At 61.2% G+C, this 14,116-nt stretch carries 16 protein-coding genes; 10 read left to right on the top strand and 6 right to left on the bottom strand.

The window, feature by feature from the left end; translation table 11 throughout:
• Window positions 1-5: 5 nt before the first annotated feature.
• Genes bufB through ABTV87_RS06375 form a run of 3 tightly spaced genes read left to right on the top strand, consistent with a single transcriptional unit; the run spans window position 6 to window position 2,160 of the window.
• Entirely contained in the window at window positions 6-893 is an 888-nt protein-coding gene (gene bufB / locus ABTV87_RS06385; protein ID WP_433899146.1) for an MNIO family bufferin maturase, read from the top strand.
• Entirely contained in the window at window positions 890-1,648 is a 759-nt protein-coding gene (locus tag ABTV87_RS06380; protein ID WP_433899145.1) for an HvfC/BufC N-terminal domain-containing protein, read from the top strand. Before bufB ends, ABTV87_RS06380 begins: the two co-directional genes overlap by 4 nt.
• Window positions 1,645-2,160 (top strand): DoxX family protein, encoded by a 516-nt coding sequence (locus ABTV87_RS06375; protein ID WP_221532868.1) that lies wholly within the window; start codon window positions 1,645-1,647, stop codon window positions 2,158-2,160. The genes ABTV87_RS06380 and ABTV87_RS06375 overlap by 4 nt, the downstream gene beginning before the upstream one ends.
• Here ABTV87_RS06375 and ABTV87_RS06370 read toward each other — a convergent pair.
• Complete coding sequence (locus tag ABTV87_RS06370) at window positions 2,109-3,017, bottom strand: LysR family transcriptional regulator (RefSeq protein WP_433899144.1); 909 nt, start codon at window positions 3,015-3,017, stop codon at window positions 2,109-2,111. The two genes, ABTV87_RS06375 and ABTV87_RS06370, sit on opposite strands and share 52 nt — an antisense overlap.
• A 103-nt stretch (window positions 3,018-3,120) precedes the next feature.
• On the opposite strand from ABTV87_RS06370, the gene ABTV87_RS06365 reads away from it, so the two are divergent.
• The 3 genes from ABTV87_RS06365 to ABTV87_RS06355 all read left to right on the top strand — a co-directional run bounded on the left by ABTV87_RS06365 (window position 3,121) and on the right by ABTV87_RS06355 (window position 6,142).
• On the top strand, window positions 3,121-3,720 hold the full coding sequence (locus ABTV87_RS06365) for a short chain dehydrogenase (RefSeq protein WP_007959150.1): 600 nt from the start codon (window positions 3,121-3,123) through the stop codon (window positions 3,718-3,720).
• A 59-nt stretch (window positions 3,721-3,779) separates the two neighbouring features.
• On the top strand, window positions 3,780-4,433 hold the full coding sequence (locus ABTV87_RS06360) for a COG3650 family protein (protein ID WP_085748187.1): 654 nt from the start codon (window positions 3,780-3,782) through the stop codon (window positions 4,431-4,433).
• A 95-nt stretch (window positions 4,434-4,528) separates the two neighbouring features.
• Window positions 4,529-6,142 (top strand): NAD(P)/FAD-dependent oxidoreductase, encoded by a 1,614-nt coding sequence (locus tag ABTV87_RS06355; protein WP_085605368.1) that lies wholly within the window; start codon window positions 4,529-4,531, stop codon window positions 6,140-6,142.
• 117 nt (window positions 6,143-6,259) lie between these two features.
• Here ABTV87_RS06355 and ABTV87_RS06350 read toward each other — a convergent pair whose 3' ends face one another.
• Window positions 6,260-7,354 (bottom strand): PLP-dependent cysteine synthase family protein, encoded by a 1,095-nt coding sequence (locus ABTV87_RS06350; RefSeq protein WP_433899143.1) that lies wholly within the window; start codon window positions 7,352-7,354, stop codon window positions 6,260-6,262.
• Window positions 7,355-7,600: 246 nt separating this feature from the next.
• On the opposite strand from ABTV87_RS06350, the gene nhaA reads away from it, so the two are divergent.
• The 3 genes from nhaA (at window position 7,601) to ABTV87_RS06335 (ending at window position 9,992) form a co-directional block, all read left to right on the top strand.
• Window positions 7,601-8,788, top strand: coding sequence for a Na+/H+ antiporter NhaA (gene nhaA, locus ABTV87_RS06345; RefSeq protein WP_433899142.1), 1,188 nt, complete (start codon window positions 7,601-7,603; stop codon window positions 8,786-8,788).
• A gap of 197 nt (window positions 8,789-8,985) precedes the next feature.
• Window positions 8,986-9,255, top strand: coding sequence for a hypothetical protein (locus tag ABTV87_RS06340; protein WP_085605362.1), 270 nt, complete (start codon window positions 8,986-8,988; stop codon window positions 9,253-9,255).
• Window positions 9,252-9,992, top strand: coding sequence for a zeta toxin family protein (locus ABTV87_RS06335; RefSeq protein WP_085605360.1), 741 nt, complete (start codon window positions 9,252-9,254; stop codon window positions 9,990-9,992). Before ABTV87_RS06340 ends, ABTV87_RS06335 begins: the two co-directional genes overlap by 4 nt.
• 175 nt (window positions 9,993-10,167) lie before the next feature.
• On the opposite strand, the gene ABTV87_RS06330 is transcribed toward ABTV87_RS06335, so the two are convergent.
• Window positions 10,168-10,632: a glycine zipper 2TM domain-containing protein gene (locus ABTV87_RS06330; protein ID WP_007918566.1), complete on the bottom strand. Its 465-nt coding sequence runs from the start codon at window positions 10,630-10,632 to the stop codon at window positions 10,168-10,170.
• 166 nt (window positions 10,633-10,798) lie between these two features.
• Here ABTV87_RS06330 and ABTV87_RS06325 point away from each other — a divergent pair, with 166 nt between their 5' ends.
• Window positions 10,799-11,035: a hypothetical protein gene (locus ABTV87_RS06325; protein WP_007959143.1), complete on the top strand. Its 237-nt coding sequence runs from the start codon at window positions 10,799-10,801 to the stop codon at window positions 11,033-11,035.
• Between the two features lie 5 nt (window positions 11,036-11,040).
• Here ABTV87_RS06325 and pdxH read toward each other — a convergent pair whose 3' ends face one another.
• From pdxH to ABTV87_RS06310, 3 genes are all read right to left on the bottom strand, one after another.
• Window positions 11,041-11,688 carry a pyridoxamine 5'-phosphate oxidase gene (pdxH, locus tag ABTV87_RS06320; RefSeq protein ID WP_127797126.1) on the bottom strand — a complete coding sequence of 216 codons (648 nt, stop codon included), beginning with the start codon at window positions 11,686-11,688 and terminating at the stop codon, window positions 11,041-11,043.
• A 24-nt stretch (window positions 11,689-11,712) separates the two neighbouring features.
• Window positions 11,713-12,816 (bottom strand): OmpA family protein, encoded by a 1,104-nt coding sequence (locus ABTV87_RS06315; protein WP_433899141.1) that lies wholly within the window; start codon window positions 12,814-12,816, stop codon window positions 11,713-11,715.
• Window positions 12,817-12,929: 113 nt separating this feature from the next.
• Entirely contained in the window at window positions 12,930-14,075 is a 1,146-nt protein-coding gene (locus ABTV87_RS06310) for a serine hydrolase domain-containing protein (protein WP_433899140.1), read from the bottom strand.
• Window positions 14,076-14,116: the final 41 nt, after the last annotated feature.

Genomic DNA, 14,116 nt, shown 5'->3' with positions numbered 1-14,116 from the left:
CGATCATGATCACATCCTGCGACCATGCCTTGCGCCGCACTCGGGCAGCCCTCACCGGGCTCCCGTCCCGTGCCGGGCTGGGGCTCAAGAGCGAGCACTTCAGCGAAGTGCTCGATTCACGTCCGGACATCGGTTTCTTCGAAGTCCACGCTGAAAACTACATGGTGGCCGGCGGCCCGTTTCATCATTTTCTGGGCTTGATTCGCGACGCGTATCCGCTGTCGCTGCATGGCGTCGGGCTGTCCATCGGTGCCGAAAACCCGCTGGATGTCCAGCACCTCAAACGCCTGGCGGCGCTGATCGAGCGCTATCAACCCCACTCCTTTTCCGAACACCTGGCCTGGTCGAGCCATGGCCCGGTGTTTCTCAATGACTTGTTGCCCCTGGCGTACGACACGCCGACGCTGAACCGCGTCTGCGACCACATCGATCAGGTGCAAAACACCCTCAAGCGTCCGATGCTGCTGGAAAACCCGGCGACCTATCTGGCGTTCCAGCGCTCGACCATGGACGAAGCGGACTTTATCCGTGAAGTCATCCGGCGCACTGGCTGCGGTCTGTTGCTGGACGTGAACAATGTCTACGTCTCGTGCATCAACCATCAGCGCGATCCCCTGACTTATCTCTACGCACTGCCGCTGCACGCGGTGGGCGAGATTCATCTGGCCGGGTTTGCCGAAGATTCCGACAGCCTCGGTGATCGCTTGCTGATCGACGATCACGGCGCGCCAATCGATCAAGCGGTCTGGTCGTTGTACCGGCAAGCGCTGGAACGCGTCGGCCCGGTGGCAACGTTGATCGAACGGGACAATCAGGTGCCGGCCTTCGACGTGCTGTTGGCGGAAGCGCAGCAGGCCGATGAGCTGTTGCACTGCGCGGGAGGTCGGCCGTGAGCACTCAAGCTGCGTTCAGCGCGGCGTTGCTCGATATCGACCTGCCCTGCCCCGACGGTTTGTGCAGTGCCAACGGCGCCGATCCGGCCAGCCGTTTCGCGGTGTACCGCAACAATGTTCAGAGCTCGTTGATCAACGCATTGGCCGACAGTTATCCCGTGGTGATGCAGTTGGTGGGTGACGAATTCTTCCGGGCGATGGCCGGAATTTTCGTGCAAAGCCATCCGCCACACAGTCCGTTGATGAGTGACTTCGGCAATGAACTGGCGGACTTCATCAGCGGCTTCGAACCTGCCACGAGCGTCCCCTATCTGGCCGATGTCGCGCGACTGGAACGCTTGCGCACGTTGGCCTATCACGCTGCCGATGCGTTGCCCCTGAGTCAGGACCGGATCGCTGCTGTGTTTGCAGATGCCGATGCGCTGAATGAACTGCGCATCGGCCTGCACCCTTCGCTGCATCTGCTCGATTCAAGCTTCGCCGTAGTGGACATCTGGGCCGCGCATCAGCACGACGCGACGCTGGCTGGGATCAATCTGCATCACGCCCAACACGCGTTGATCCTGCGCAATGGACTGGAAGTCGAGGTGTTCGCCGTGGATCGCGGCGCCAGCCAGTTCATTCGCCAGCTCAAGGCCGGCCAGTCACTCACGCAGGCGCTGGAATCCGCAGAGGCCTTCGACCTCAGCCAGACCCTCGCCCTGCTGATCAGTCGCCACGTCATCACTCATTTCCACCCAAAGGTGTCGTCATGAACTGTCTCGTTGCCCGCGCCATCGCGCTGCTGGAAAAAATCCCTCACAGCCTGATCGCTTTCATTGCGCGTTTTTCCATCGCGGCGGTGTTCTGGAAATCCGGGCAGACCAAGGTCGAAGGGCTGGCCGTCGACCTGATCGATGGCACCTTCGAGTTCGGCTGGCCGCGTCTTGCCGACTCGACGATTCCGCTGTTCAAGAGCGAGTACCACGTGCCGCTGCTGTCGCCGGAAATCGCCGCGCATCTGGCCGCGTTCGCCGAACACTTTTTCCCGATCCTGATCCTCATCGGCTTCGCCACGCGCTTTTCGGCGTTGGCATTGCTGGGCATGACCCTGACCATTCAGCTGTTCGTGTACCCGGATGCCTACCCGACCCACGGCACCTGGATGGCGGTGCTGCTGTACCTGATGGCGACCGGGCCGGGCAAACTGTCGATCGATCACCTGATCGCCCGGCACTACAACCGGTCCAGCGCCTCGCCGCTGAGCTTGAACCAGCCGATCAGATAATCCGCCAGCACTTGGGTGCGTTTCGGTAACCCGCCCTGATACGGATGCACCAAGTACATCGGCATGCGCCGGGTCTGAAAATCGCGCAGGAGCCAGCGCAATCGGCCGTCAGCCAATTCCGTCTGCAACAGATAGGAAGGCAAGCGAGCGATCCCGGCGCCGGCCAGTGCGGCTTTCTTCAACAGGTTGTAGTGATTGCTGGCGAACGGTCCCGACACCCGCACCCGCAGCAGTTCGTGCTGTTGGTGATAGAGCCATTCCTCGCGGCCGCTGTAATGACTGTTGAGCAGGCAACGGTGCTCGGCCAGCGCCTGCGGCGTCAGCGGTTCGCCAAAGCGCTCCAGATATTCAGGGCTGGCACAGGTCATTTCCTGCCAGGCCAGCAGCGGCTTGGCCACCAGTCGCTCGTCATTGGCCACTTCAGTGCGGATCGCCAGATCGAAGCCGTCGCGGGACAGGTCGCGGTAGCTGTTGTTCAGCTCCAGTTCGATCTGCACTTCGGGGTATTTCCGGGAAAATTCCAGCAGCAGTCCATCGAAGAACGTTTCCCCCAGCGACACCGGAACCGTCATACGCACCGGGCCGGCCATGTCGTCCTTCAATCGCGCCAATGCCTGACGCGCTCTTTCAACCTGGACTACAAGCGCCTGAGCCTGTGGCAACAACGCCGCACCGGCCGCCGTCAGGCTCAACCGACGCGTCGTGCGTTGCAGCAACACCATGGAAAACCGTGCCTCCAGCTGGCTGATGCGCTTGGACAACTGCCCCTTGCTGCAGCCCAATTGTTGCGCCGCCAGGGTAAAACTGCCGGCTTCGATCAAGACCGCGAACGCCGCCAAATCATCCATCTCGCTCATGGATTGTTTCCATTTGAAAACCAAAGGTTGCCCATTAGTGCGCTTATCCGCAGAAAAAACCACTCTAGACTGAAACCTCGTTCAATCACTTGAGGCAATCACGATGAAAATTCTGTTGATCGGCGCGGGCGGCACCATCGGTTCGGCCGTGGACAAAGAGCTGTCGCAGCGTCATGAAGTCATTCGTATCGGTCGCAGCAGCGGCGATTTCCAGGTGGATATCAGCGACAGCGCATCGATCCGCAAGCTGTTCGAACAGACCGGCAAGTTCGACGCGCTGGTCTGCGCCGCCGGCAACGTGACCTTCGCCCCACTGGGTGAAATGACCGAAGACAGCTTCGCCCTCGGCCTGAAAGACAAGTTGATGGGCCAGGTCAATCTGCTGCTGATCGGCCGCGAATTCGCCAACGACGGCGCGTCGTTCACCTTCACCACCGGCGTGCTCAGCCACGATCCGATCCGCAGCGGCGCCTCGGCTGCACTGGTCAACGGCGCGCTCGACAGCTTCGTTCGAGCCGCCGCCATCGAGCTGCCACGCGGCCTGCGCGTGAACTCGATCAGCCCGACCGTGCTGGTCGAAGCCATGGGCAGCTACGCCCCGTACTTCCGTGGCTACAAGCCGGTTCCTGCGGCGGATGTGGCATTGGCCTACGCCAAAAGTGTCGAAGGCTTGCAGACAGGTCAGACATTTCACGTGGGCTAAACCCTTGTGATGAACGGTCAGCCTGCGTAACGTGGCGACACTTGTCTGGAGAGCCAAAGATGCGTGTTGCCCGTTCCCTGATCGTTGTTGCCCTGCTCCCGTTGTTTGCCGCGTGCCAGTTGTTCGATGGCGCGCGGGAAAGCGCCTCCCACGTCGGCCAGACGCGGATGCAGGGGCAACTGACCGCTGCCGACGGCAAACTGGTGTTCCAGGCCTGCGGCGAGCAGCGTCAATACGTGGTCAACGACATCGGCGGCACCAGCGTCCTGCAAGAGGCCGCCACCCTGGCCGATCAGCAGGGCAAGCTGTTCGCCGACGTGCGCGGGAAGATCGCCGGCGACCGCCTCGACCTGACCCAGCTTTATCGCGTCGAACGCTCCGGCACCGCCTGCGACGACCCCAACTTCAAACAGCTGATCCTGCGCGCCGCCGGCCATGGCCCGGAATGGAACGTCAAGGTCAGCGGCAAGGGTCTGGTCATCGACCGCGAAGGCCAGCCACCGCTCGCCGTGCCCTATGTCGAAGAGCAACTGGGCGACGGTCGTTTCAATCTCAGCAGCGAAGCCAACAACCAGCGCATCGAGCTGTGGGTGGCGCCGCAGCGCTGTGTCGACAGCAGCACCGGCAGCGTGCAGCACATGAGCGCCGAGCTGCGTATCGACGGCAAGGTGCAGCGCGGTTGCGGGTATTTCGGCGGTTCGCGTAACGACTGATCGTTTTACCCTCACGGGATCCGGCCGATGCGGCTTATAATCGCCGCCTTCAAACGCCCTGGCGCAGTTGTGCGCCCCGCGAACCGGATCCTGTCATGTTACGAATCACCGAACTCAAGCTGCCGATCGACCATCCCGACGAAGACCTGCGCGCTGCCATCGTGCAACGCCTGGGCATTGCCAGCGATGACCTGCTCGATTTCACCTTGTTCAAGCGCAGCTACGATGCGCGCAAAAAGTCCTCCGAACTGTGCTTCATCTACACCATCGACCTCGAAGTGCGCGACGAGGCCAAAGTGCTGGGCAAGTTCGCCGACGACCGTAACGTCAACGTGGCGCCGGATGTCAGCTACAAATTCGTCGGCCAGGCGCCCAGCGACCTGAGCCAGCGCCCGATCGTGGTCGGTTTCGGCCCGTGCGGGATCTTCGCCGGCCTGTTGCTGGCACAGATGGGCTTCAAGCCGATCATCCTCGAGCGCGGCACCGAAGTGCGCCAGCGCACCAAGGACACCTGGGGCCTGTGGCGCAAAAGCGTGCTCAACCCTGAGTCCAACGTGCAGTTCGGCGAAGGCGGCGCGGGCACGTTCTCCGACGGCAAGCTGTACAGCCAGATCAAGGACCCGAAATTCCTCGGCCGCAAGGTGCTGCACGAATTCGTGAAGGCCGGCGCGCCGGAAGAAATCCTCTACGTCAGCAAACCGCACATCGGTACGTTCCGTCTGACCGGCATGGTCGAGACCATGCGTGAAGAGATCCGTGCACTGGGCGGTGAAGTACGCTTCCAGGAGCGCGTCACCGACGTGCTGATCGAAGACGGTCAACTGGTCGGCGTCGAGCTGGCCAGCGGCGAAACCCTGCATTCCAAACACGTGGTCCTGGCCCTCGGCCACAGTGCCCGCGACACCTTCCGCATGCTCCACAGCCGTGGCGTGTTCATGGAAGCCAAGCCGTTCTCGGTGGGCTTCCGGATCGAGCACCCGCAATCGCTGATCGACCGTGCGCGTCTGGGCAAGTACGCCGGCCACCCCAAGTTGGGAGCCGCCGACTACAAACTGGTGCACCACGCCAAGAACGGCCGTTCGGTCTACAGCTTCTGCATGTGCCCGGGCGGCACCGTGGTGGCGGCGACCTCCGAGCCGAACCGCGTGGTCACCAACGGCATGAGCCAGTACTCGCGTAACGAGCGCAACGCCAACTCCGGCATCGTCGTCGGCATCACCCCGGAAGTCGATTATCCGGGCGGCCCGCTGGCGGGGATCGAGTTGCAGGAACGTCTGGAGTCCCACGCCTTCATCCTCGGCGGCAGCGACTACAAGGCGCCGGCGCAACTGGTCGGCGACTTCATCAACGACATTCCTTCGACCGAACTGGGCGAAGTCGAGCCGTCGTACAAACCGGGCGTGGCACTGGGCGATCTGGCCCTGGCCTTGCCGGACTTCGCCATCGAAGCGATCCGCGAAGCACTGCCGGCGTTCGAGAAGCAGATTCGCGGTTATTCGCTGCACGATGCGGTGCTGACCGGCATCGAGACCCGCACCTCTTCGCCGCTGCGCATCACGCGTAACGAGACGCTGCAGAGCATGAACGTCAAAGGTCTGTTCCCGGCCGGTGAAGGCGCGGGTTATGCGGGCGGGATTCTGTCGGCGGGTGTCGATGGTATTCGCATCGCAGAAGCCGTGGCGCGTGACATTCTCGGTCTAGAGGCCTGACACCGCAAAATTGTGGGAGCGGGCTTGCTCGCGAATGCGGTGTTACATTCAACAATTATGTTGACTGATCCAAAGCATTCGCGAGCAAGCCCGCTCCCACATTAGGTTCCGGGTGTATCAAATATTGGCGCGTAGAACCGAGGCCGGCAGCGCCTTACCCTGCTCGGCACTCGCCGCTACGGCCGCTATCAATCCATCCAGCTCATAGCCCTGCGCCTTGAGCCACGCCTGATCGTAATACGTGTCCGCGTAGCGCTCGCCGCCATCGCACAGGATCGCCACGATCGAGCCCGACTCCCCCGCCACTTTCATCTGCTGGGCCGCCATCAGCGCGCCGATCAGGTTGGTCCCGCTCGAACCGCCCACATGGCGGCCCAGACGCTGCGCCAGGTAATGCATGGCCGCCAGCGACATGGCATCCGGCACCTTGACCATCGCATCGATCACCTTGGGCAGGAAAGACGCCTCCACCCGCGGCCGGCCGATGCCTTCGATGCGTGAACCGTGGTCCAGACGCAAACTCGCGTCGCCGGTCTGGTAAAAGTCGAAGAACACCGAACGCTCGGCATCGGCACACAGCACGCGGGTGCAGTGCTGGCGATAGCGCACGTAACGACCGAGGGTCGCGGTGGTGCCGCCGGTGCCGGGGCTGGAAATCAGCCAGGCCGGGCACGGGTGCTGCTCGTAACGCATCTGCTGGAAGATCGACTCGGCGATGTTGTTGTTCGCCCGCCAGTCGGTGGCGCGCTCGGCGTAGGTGAACTGGTCGATGAAGTGACCGTCGAGCTCGCGGGCCAGGCGTTCGGACTCGGCGTAAATCTGGGTCGGATCGTCCACCAGATGACTCTGGCCACCGTAGAACGCGATCTGCGCGATCTTCTCCTTGGAAGTGGTCGCCGGCATCACCGCAATGAACGGCAGCCCGAGCATCCGCGCAAAATACGCTTCGGAAATCGCCGTCGATCCGCTGGACGCCTCGATCACCGGCGCGCCGGGTTTGAGCCAGCCGTTACACAACGCATAGAGAAACAGCGAACGGGCGAGCCGATGCTTGAGGCTGCCGGTCGGATGGCTGGACTCATCCTTGAAGTACAACTCGATGCCCGGGAACCCCGGCAGCGGCAAGGGGATCAGGTGGGTGTCGGCGCTGCGCTGGAAGTCCGCTTCGATGATCCGGATGGCTTCGCGGGCCCACTGTCGGTTGTCGCTCATGGCTGTCGTTCTCGTTGAATCGGGCAGAAGTGCCTTCACAGGCTCAGCCCTCAAGCTTAGGAAAAAACCTGCGGCACCGACAGATACAGCTGAGCTTCAATCCCTCGGGCAACTGCTAGGCTCTGCTGCATGTCGGCTTGGCGCTCTGTAACCGCATATAACAAAAAAGAATATAACTTTTGTTTTAACAACTAACGGTACGGGTTAGGGTGTGCCACCTTTTGACTTTATCGATGGAGAGCGACCTTGCCTCTGCGTAGCACTTTCACGCGTTTCTTTCAGTTGGAAGCTGCCAGCGGTCTGTTACTGATCGCCGCGGCCATCCTGGCTCTAATCATCAACAACTCGCCGCTGTCGTGGTTGTACAGCGGCCTGCTCGATACCCCGGTGGTGGCGCAGATCGGCGCGTTGAAGATCGCCAAGCCACTGCTGCTGTGGATCAACGACGGCCTGATGGCGCTGTTTTTCCTGCTGATCGGCCTGGAAGTGAAGCGCGAAGTGCTCGACGGCCAGTTGTCGAAACCGTCGCAGATCGTCCTGCCCGGTGCGGCGGCCATCGGCGGCATGCTGGTGCCGGCGCTGATCTACTGGTTCCTCAATCGTGACAACCCCGCCGCCCTCGACGGCTGGGCGATTCCGACCGCCACCGACATCGCCTTCGCCCTCGGCGTACTGGCCTTGCTCGGCAAGCGCGTACCGGTGTCGCTGAAGCTGTTCCTGATGACATTGGCGATCATCGATGACCTCGGTGCCATCGTGATTATCGCGATCTTCTATTCCGGCGAGCTCTCGACCCTGTCGCTGGGCCTCGCGGCGGCGTGCATCGCGGCGCTGGTGGCGATGAACCGGCTCGGCGTGGTCAAGCTCGGGCCGTACATGATCATTGGTCTGATCCTCTGGGTCTGCGTGCTCAAGAGCGGCGTCCACGCGACGCTGGCCGGCGTGACCCTGGCGTTCTGCATCCCGCTTCGCACCAAAAACGCCGAGCCTTCGCCACTGCTGGCCCTCGAACACGCGCTGCACCCGTGGGTCGCCTACGGCATTCTGCCGCTGTTCGCCTTCGCCAACGCCGGCCTGTCGTTGACCGGCGTGACCGCCGAAAGCTTCACCCACCACGTACCGATGGGCATCGCCGTCGGCCTGCTGCTGGGCAAGACCATCGGCGTGTTCGGCCTGACCTGGCTCGCCGTCAAGACCGGCATCGCCGCCCTGCCCCAAGGCGCCAATTGGGGCCAGGTGCTGGGCGTGGCGATCCTCTGCGGGATCGGTTTCACCATGAGCCTGTTTGTCGGCTCCCTCGCCTTCGTGCCGGGCGCCAGTGAATACGCCGGGATGGACCGGATGGGCATTCTCACAGGTTCAGTGTTTGCGGCATTGATCGGTTATGCAGTGACATTGGCGGCGAGCAGAAAAGGATCCACACAAGGAAGTTAACACGCTCATTACGCGCCTCTCACTGGAAGGCCCAAGACTCAATGAAAGATTCACACACATGATTGGGCTCCAGAACCCTGCAAAGCATTGATAGTCTCCCGTTGGCGCTGCTCGCAGCGCTTAACCTGGGCCTTTCAAGTGTGCTATATCTCCTGTTGACAGCAGCGTCACCTCAGAATGTTTTTTCGGAGCCTTCCATGTCACGCAAAGCAGAAAAGCGCCCAATGACGGACAGTCAGATTGCCGTGCAGGAGTCTTATATTCCGGACATTGCCCTGAAAGCGTTCAACAACGCCTACAAAATGGCGCTTGCCAATGGGGCTGCTGTGCTTGTCGCCAAAGATGGTCAATTGTTTGAAGTTACAGAAAAATCTTCGGTTGCACTGCGCTCGATCGGCACCTATGGAAACCTGAAAAGCGGGACTCGCCTGCAAATCAGCAAACTGCCTAAACAGGTCGTTTCTTGAGCACACCGAGGGTACGTATATTCGCCGGACCAAATGGCTCAGGAAAAAGCACCTTTAATCGGCTGGTTCCTGCGCATCTATTGGGAAATTACATAAACCCGGATGATATAGAGCGTGCAATCAAAGACACTGGTTATTTTGATTTCACCACCTATCGCATCGAATCTCACAAAAATGACATTTTCGATTTTTTCCGCAACCACGCCCTGCTGAAAAAAGCTCCAGAGTCATTGGCAAAAATGGATTCGATTACGATTGAAGGTGACAGGCTCAGCTTCTCGGATACTCAGATCGACTCCTATGTAGCCTCCGCTCTTTCCGACTTCATACGGCGCTCTCTGATCAAAGAGAAAATCAGTTTTACGTTCGAAACCGTCATGTCCTCATCAGATAAAGTCGATTTGCTCTACGAAGCCCAGAGATCCGGGTACAGGGTTTACGTCTATTACGTTGCAACAGCCGACCCGGAAATCAATGTCGCCAGGGTTGCCTATCGCGTATCACAGGGTGGGCACAACGTTCCTCCTGAAAAGATACGAAAGCGTTATTGGAGGTCTCTGGCGCTCCTATCGGATGCAATCCTCACCTCGAACAGAGCCTATATCTTTGATAACTCCGACGAAGGTAGCGAAGGACTGACACAGGTTGCAGAGATCACAGACGGGGAGCTGATTGAAATCAAATCTGACGTACAGCCACCTTGGTTTAAAGAGTTCCTGCTCGATAAACTGATCTAGATCACAAGCCTACGACTTCTCTTAATGTCGGCCTTTATTCACGTCGAACAATCACCCACGCCTTTAAAGATACGTCCTACCCAATCGCATTCGTCTATCGCGATCACTGGTGAACACCAAACAAAAACCCCGACCAGTCACCTGATCGGGGTTTTCTTTTACCGCTTGTTCGCGATTAGTGCGAAACGCGGCTGGTGCCGCCAACAGTCGAAATCCGTACCCGCTCACCCACGCGGAATACTTCATTCTCCTGCACTTGCTGCACATAGGCACGCATGCTGCCGTCGTCTTCGCGCACGGTGATTTCAACGCCTTGAGTGCGGGTCAGGCCTTCTTCAGTGGCCGAACCGATCAGGCCGCCGGCCACGGCACCGATAACGGCTGCAACGATGCTGCCTTTGCCGCCGCCGATGGCGCTGCCGCCGACACCGCCCACCGCTGCACCGGCGAGGCCGCCGATCGGGGTCTTGGTGCCTTCGATTTTCACCGGACGCAGGGATTCGATGGTGCCCATGCGAATCGTCTGCACGCGACGCGCTTCGTCACGGGAGTAGGAGTCACCGGTCAGGCTCGACTGGCAGCCGGTCAGCAACATCGCCATCGTGGAAAAGGAAGCAACCAGCAGAACAGACTTACGCATAGCATCAACTCCAAAGGACAGGTATTCATTAAACTCCGCAGCTTGACGCCTGTCACGGCGTCGCCCGGATAAAGTTGCTTTCATTCAGGCCCGGTACAGGCACCCGCGAACTCACCCAACAGTAGCGCCAAAATCCGTTTCCTGCGCCGCCGACCCAAGGATTTCCATGGATTACTTCATCATTGTCGTCACCACCGCCGCCGGTCTGTACTTCCACTGGTGGCTGTATGTGCGGATCAAACGCTGGATGGATCGCGACCTGGCCCTGTCACTGGCCGGCAAGGATGAAGGCAAACGCGCCTTCATGCTCGAACGGCTGAAGCAGGCTCAGGCGCAGAAGATCAAGCGCCGGGACCTGCCGAAGTGGCTTGAGGCCGCTGCGGCAGGCTATCCCGCTCGGTAGACTGCTCAGGGTGCCAGACGTTCAAGAATCCAGTCGGCGCCCTGCACACGGTAGTTGAGGCGATCGTGCAGACGGCTCGCGCGGCCCTGCCAGAACTCGATGCGCTCAGGGAGCAAACGGTAGCCTCCCCAGTGTTCCGGACAATCGGGCTGAGTGTCGGTGAAGCGCTGTTCGGTGGCCTTGAGCAAGTCTTCCAGTTCACCCCGGCCGTTGATCACCCGGCTCTGCGGGGAGGCCCAAGCGCCGAGACGGCTGCCCAGCGGTCGCACCTGATAGTAAGCGTCGGACTCTTCAGGCGTGACCTTCACCACCCGCCCTTCGATCCGTACCTGGCGCTCCAGGGTCGGCCAGAAGAACGTCATGGCAGCGAACGGGTTCGCCGCCAGATGCTGGCCCTTGGCGCTTTCGTAGTTGGTGAAGAAGGTGAAGCCCTGCTCGTCCAGCCCCTTGAGCAGCAGAATGCGGCAATGCGGACGGCCGTCCGCATCCACCGTGGCCAGGGTCATCGCGTTGGCTTCCACCGGCGCCTGTTCGGTTTTCACCGCTTCGGCAAACCACTGGTGAAACAACGCAAAGGGCTCAGCCGGGGCTTGCGCCTCGGTCAGGCCGTCCCGGGTGTAATCACGACGCATATCTGCCAGAGACTGGGTCACGGCGCATTCCTTTTCGTTAGCGGATCACTTTTTAGTGGTATCGGTCGCAGCGACTTTCTTGTCGGTTGCAGCGGCTTTGGCGGGCGCGGTCTTTTTCGCCGGAGCCTTGGCCGGGGCCTTCTTCGCTGGAGCCTTGGCAGCAGCTTTCTTGGCCGGAGCCTTTTTGGTGGCCGGTACAGCGGCTTTCTTCGCAGCCGGTGCCGGGGTCACCGGTTTGGCGGCAGGCTTGACGTCCTGAGCAGCGACCATGGTCACTGGCTTCGGTGCTGGCATGTTGTATTTGCTCAGCAGTGCGACCATGGTGTTTTGCGGCGTCACCAGCAGTTCGACACGACGGTTCAGGGCACGGCCTTCAACGCTGTCGTTGGCAGCACGCGGGGCTTCGGAACCCATGCCGCGCAGCATCAGACGATCACGCTGCAGACCGCTGAGGCGGAAGATCGCCGCCACGGCTTGGGCGCGTTCCTGGCTCAACTTGACGTTGGCCGGAGCGGCGCCGGTGGTGTCACTGTGACCGAGCACCAGCACGGCGGTTTTCGGGTCGGCTTCGAGGATTTTCGCCACGCGGGTGAACGGGCCGAGGGTCACTGGCAGCAGCATCGCCGGGCGGTCCGGGTTGAACGAGCCTTCCACCGGCGCGGTCACGACCAGCACGTTTTCACGGCGCTCGAGTTGCAGGTTGCTGTCCTTGATCGCGGTGCGCAGGCGCGGCTCGTAGTCATCCAGCCAGGTTTGAGTCACTTTTGGATCGGGCATCGGCACGACTTTGGCCGTGTCCTGCTCCTTGCCGCCAAACGGCCACCACCATTTGCCACCCTTGTCGGCCTCAGCCTTGGCGACTTCGACCGGCTTGGCTTCGGGTTTGGCTTCAGCCTTCACCTCAGCCTTGGCCGCCGAGTCGTCGGAGCCAAACGGCCAGTACCACGGACTGCTGCTCTCGGCCTTGGCAACCGGCGCGGTGGCGGCCGGTTTCAACGGGGCAGGCGCCGGAGCCGGCTCCTTGGCTGCGACTTTGTCGGAAGAACCGAACGGCCACCAGCTGCCGCCATCGGCGTCGTTCTTCGGAGTCTGTGCACAACCGGTGATTGCGAAACACAGGGCCAGGGCGAGAGTTTGTTTGGACGACATTGGAAACCCACAAAAAGAAGTAGTGAACAATCAGAGGACTTTCGCCCGGATAAACAGACGCTTTGAAACGAAATTCGCCATGAGGTTCCGGCCCTGGAGCCTCGTGCGATGCTTTACAGACAAGTGGCTAGTACCCGCGCCAGCTTCTGCGCGCGCGGATCCATCAAGACGTACGGCCCCAGGGTATTTGTCACAAATCCGAAGGCCACATCGTGCTCCGGATCAGCAAAACCGATGGAACCGCCCGCACCCGGATGGCCGAATGCACGCGGGCCGAGGCCGTAAGTGGCGTTTGGCACGTCGGGTTGATCGAGCATGCAACCGAGACCGAAACGGGTGCGGGTCAGCAAGGTCTTGTCCTCGCCGAGGCTGTGTTCGCGGGTCAGTTCTTCGAGCATTTCGCTTTCCAGCAGGCTGCCGTCGAGCAGACCGGCGTAAAACCCGGCCAGGCTGCGTGCATTGCCGTGGCCGTTGGCTGCCGGTTGCTGCATGCGGCGCCACTCCGGCTTGTTGGTGCTGGTGAGCACCGACGGGGGATTGGTGAAGGCCCGGGTGGTCATGGCCGTCGGCTCGCGCATGGTCACTTGCAGCAGGCGCTGGGAAGCGGCGTCGCCGGTGTTGCCCTTGCCCCGGGCGATGTGCGCCACGCGATGGAATTCCTCGTCGGCCAGACCGACATGGAAATCCAGCCCCAGCGGTTTGGCGACCCGCGCCACAATCGATTCCCCCGGCCCGCGACCGTCGGCACGCCGCAGCAATTCGCCAATCAGCCAGCCGTAGGTGATCGCGGCATAGCCATGACCGGTGCCCGGCGTCCACCACGGTGCTTCGGCGGCGAGAGCGTCGACCATGGTTTGCCAGTCATACAGCGCTTCCGGCGCCAGCAATTCGCGCAGGGCCGGCAGACCGGCCTGATGGCAAAGCAGTTGGCGCAGGGTTACGGATTCCTTGCCGGCGGCGGCGAATCCCGGCCAGTAACGGGCGACCGGCGCATCGAGCTGCAATTTGCCTTCGGCAACCAGTTGCAGCGCGGTGACGGCGGTGAAGGTCTTGGTGCAGGAGAACAGGTTGGCGATGGTGTCGCTGTGCCAGGCCTCGGCGCCGTCCTTGTCGGCGGTGCCGGACCAGAGGTCGAGGACGGTTTCCCCGCCGACCCGGATGCACAACGCGGCGCCGCGTTCCTGGGGATCGTCGAACAGTGCGGCGAAGGCTTCGCGCACCGCTTCGAATTGAAGCTCGTAATGTCCCTGAATCTGCACCCGCAACTCCCCCGCGAAAACGCTCTACAAAGTGGCCCGCA

Source organism: Pseudomonas sp. PSE1(2024) (genome assembly GCF_050990555.1).
GTDB lineage: Bacteria > Pseudomonadota > Gammaproteobacteria > Pseudomonadales > Pseudomonadaceae > Aquipseudomonas > Aquipseudomonas aphyarum.
Note: the sequence above shows the minus strand (reverse complement) of the source record. Positions and strands in the feature narration are given on the sequence as shown.

Coding starts and splice junctions, on each gene's coding strand:
- ABTV87_RS06355 (WP_085605368.1), top strand. CDS start 4,529: ATGTTACGAATCACCGAACTCAAGCTGCCGATCGACCATCCCGACGAA.
- ABTV87_RS06340 (WP_085605362.1), top strand. CDS start 8,986: ATGTCACGCAAAGCAGAAAAGCGCCCAATGACGGACAGTCAGATTGCC.
- ABTV87_RS06325 (WP_007959143.1), top strand. CDS start 10,799: ATGGATTACTTCATCATTGTCGTCACCACCGCCGCCGGTCTGTACTTC.
- ABTV87_RS06315 (WP_433899141.1), bottom strand. CDS start 12,816: ATGTCGTCCAAACAAACTCTCGCCCTGGCCCTGTGTTTCGCAATCACC.
- ABTV87_RS06350 (WP_433899143.1), bottom strand. CDS start 7,354: ATGAGCGACAACCGACAGTGGGCCCGCGAAGCCATCCGGATCATCGAA.
- ABTV87_RS06370 (WP_433899144.1), bottom strand. CDS start 3,017: ATGAGCGAGATGGATGATTTGGCGGCGTTCGCGGTCTTGATCGAAGCC.
- ABTV87_RS06375 (WP_221532868.1), top strand. CDS start 1,645: ATGAACTGTCTCGTTGCCCGCGCCATCGCGCTGCTGGAAAAAATCCCT.
- ABTV87_RS06360 (WP_085748187.1), top strand. CDS start 3,780: ATGCGTGTTGCCCGTTCCCTGATCGTTGTTGCCCTGCTCCCGTTGTTT.
- ABTV87_RS06365 (WP_007959150.1), top strand. CDS start 3,121: ATGAAAATTCTGTTGATCGGCGCGGGCGGCACCATCGGTTCGGCCGTG.
- bufB (WP_433899146.1), top strand. CDS start 6: ATGATCACATCCTGCGACCATGCCTTGCGCCGCACTCGGGCAGCCCTC.
- ABTV87_RS06330 (WP_007918566.1), bottom strand. CDS start 10,632: ATGCGTAAGTCTGTTCTGCTGGTTGCTTCCTTTTCCACGATGGCGATG.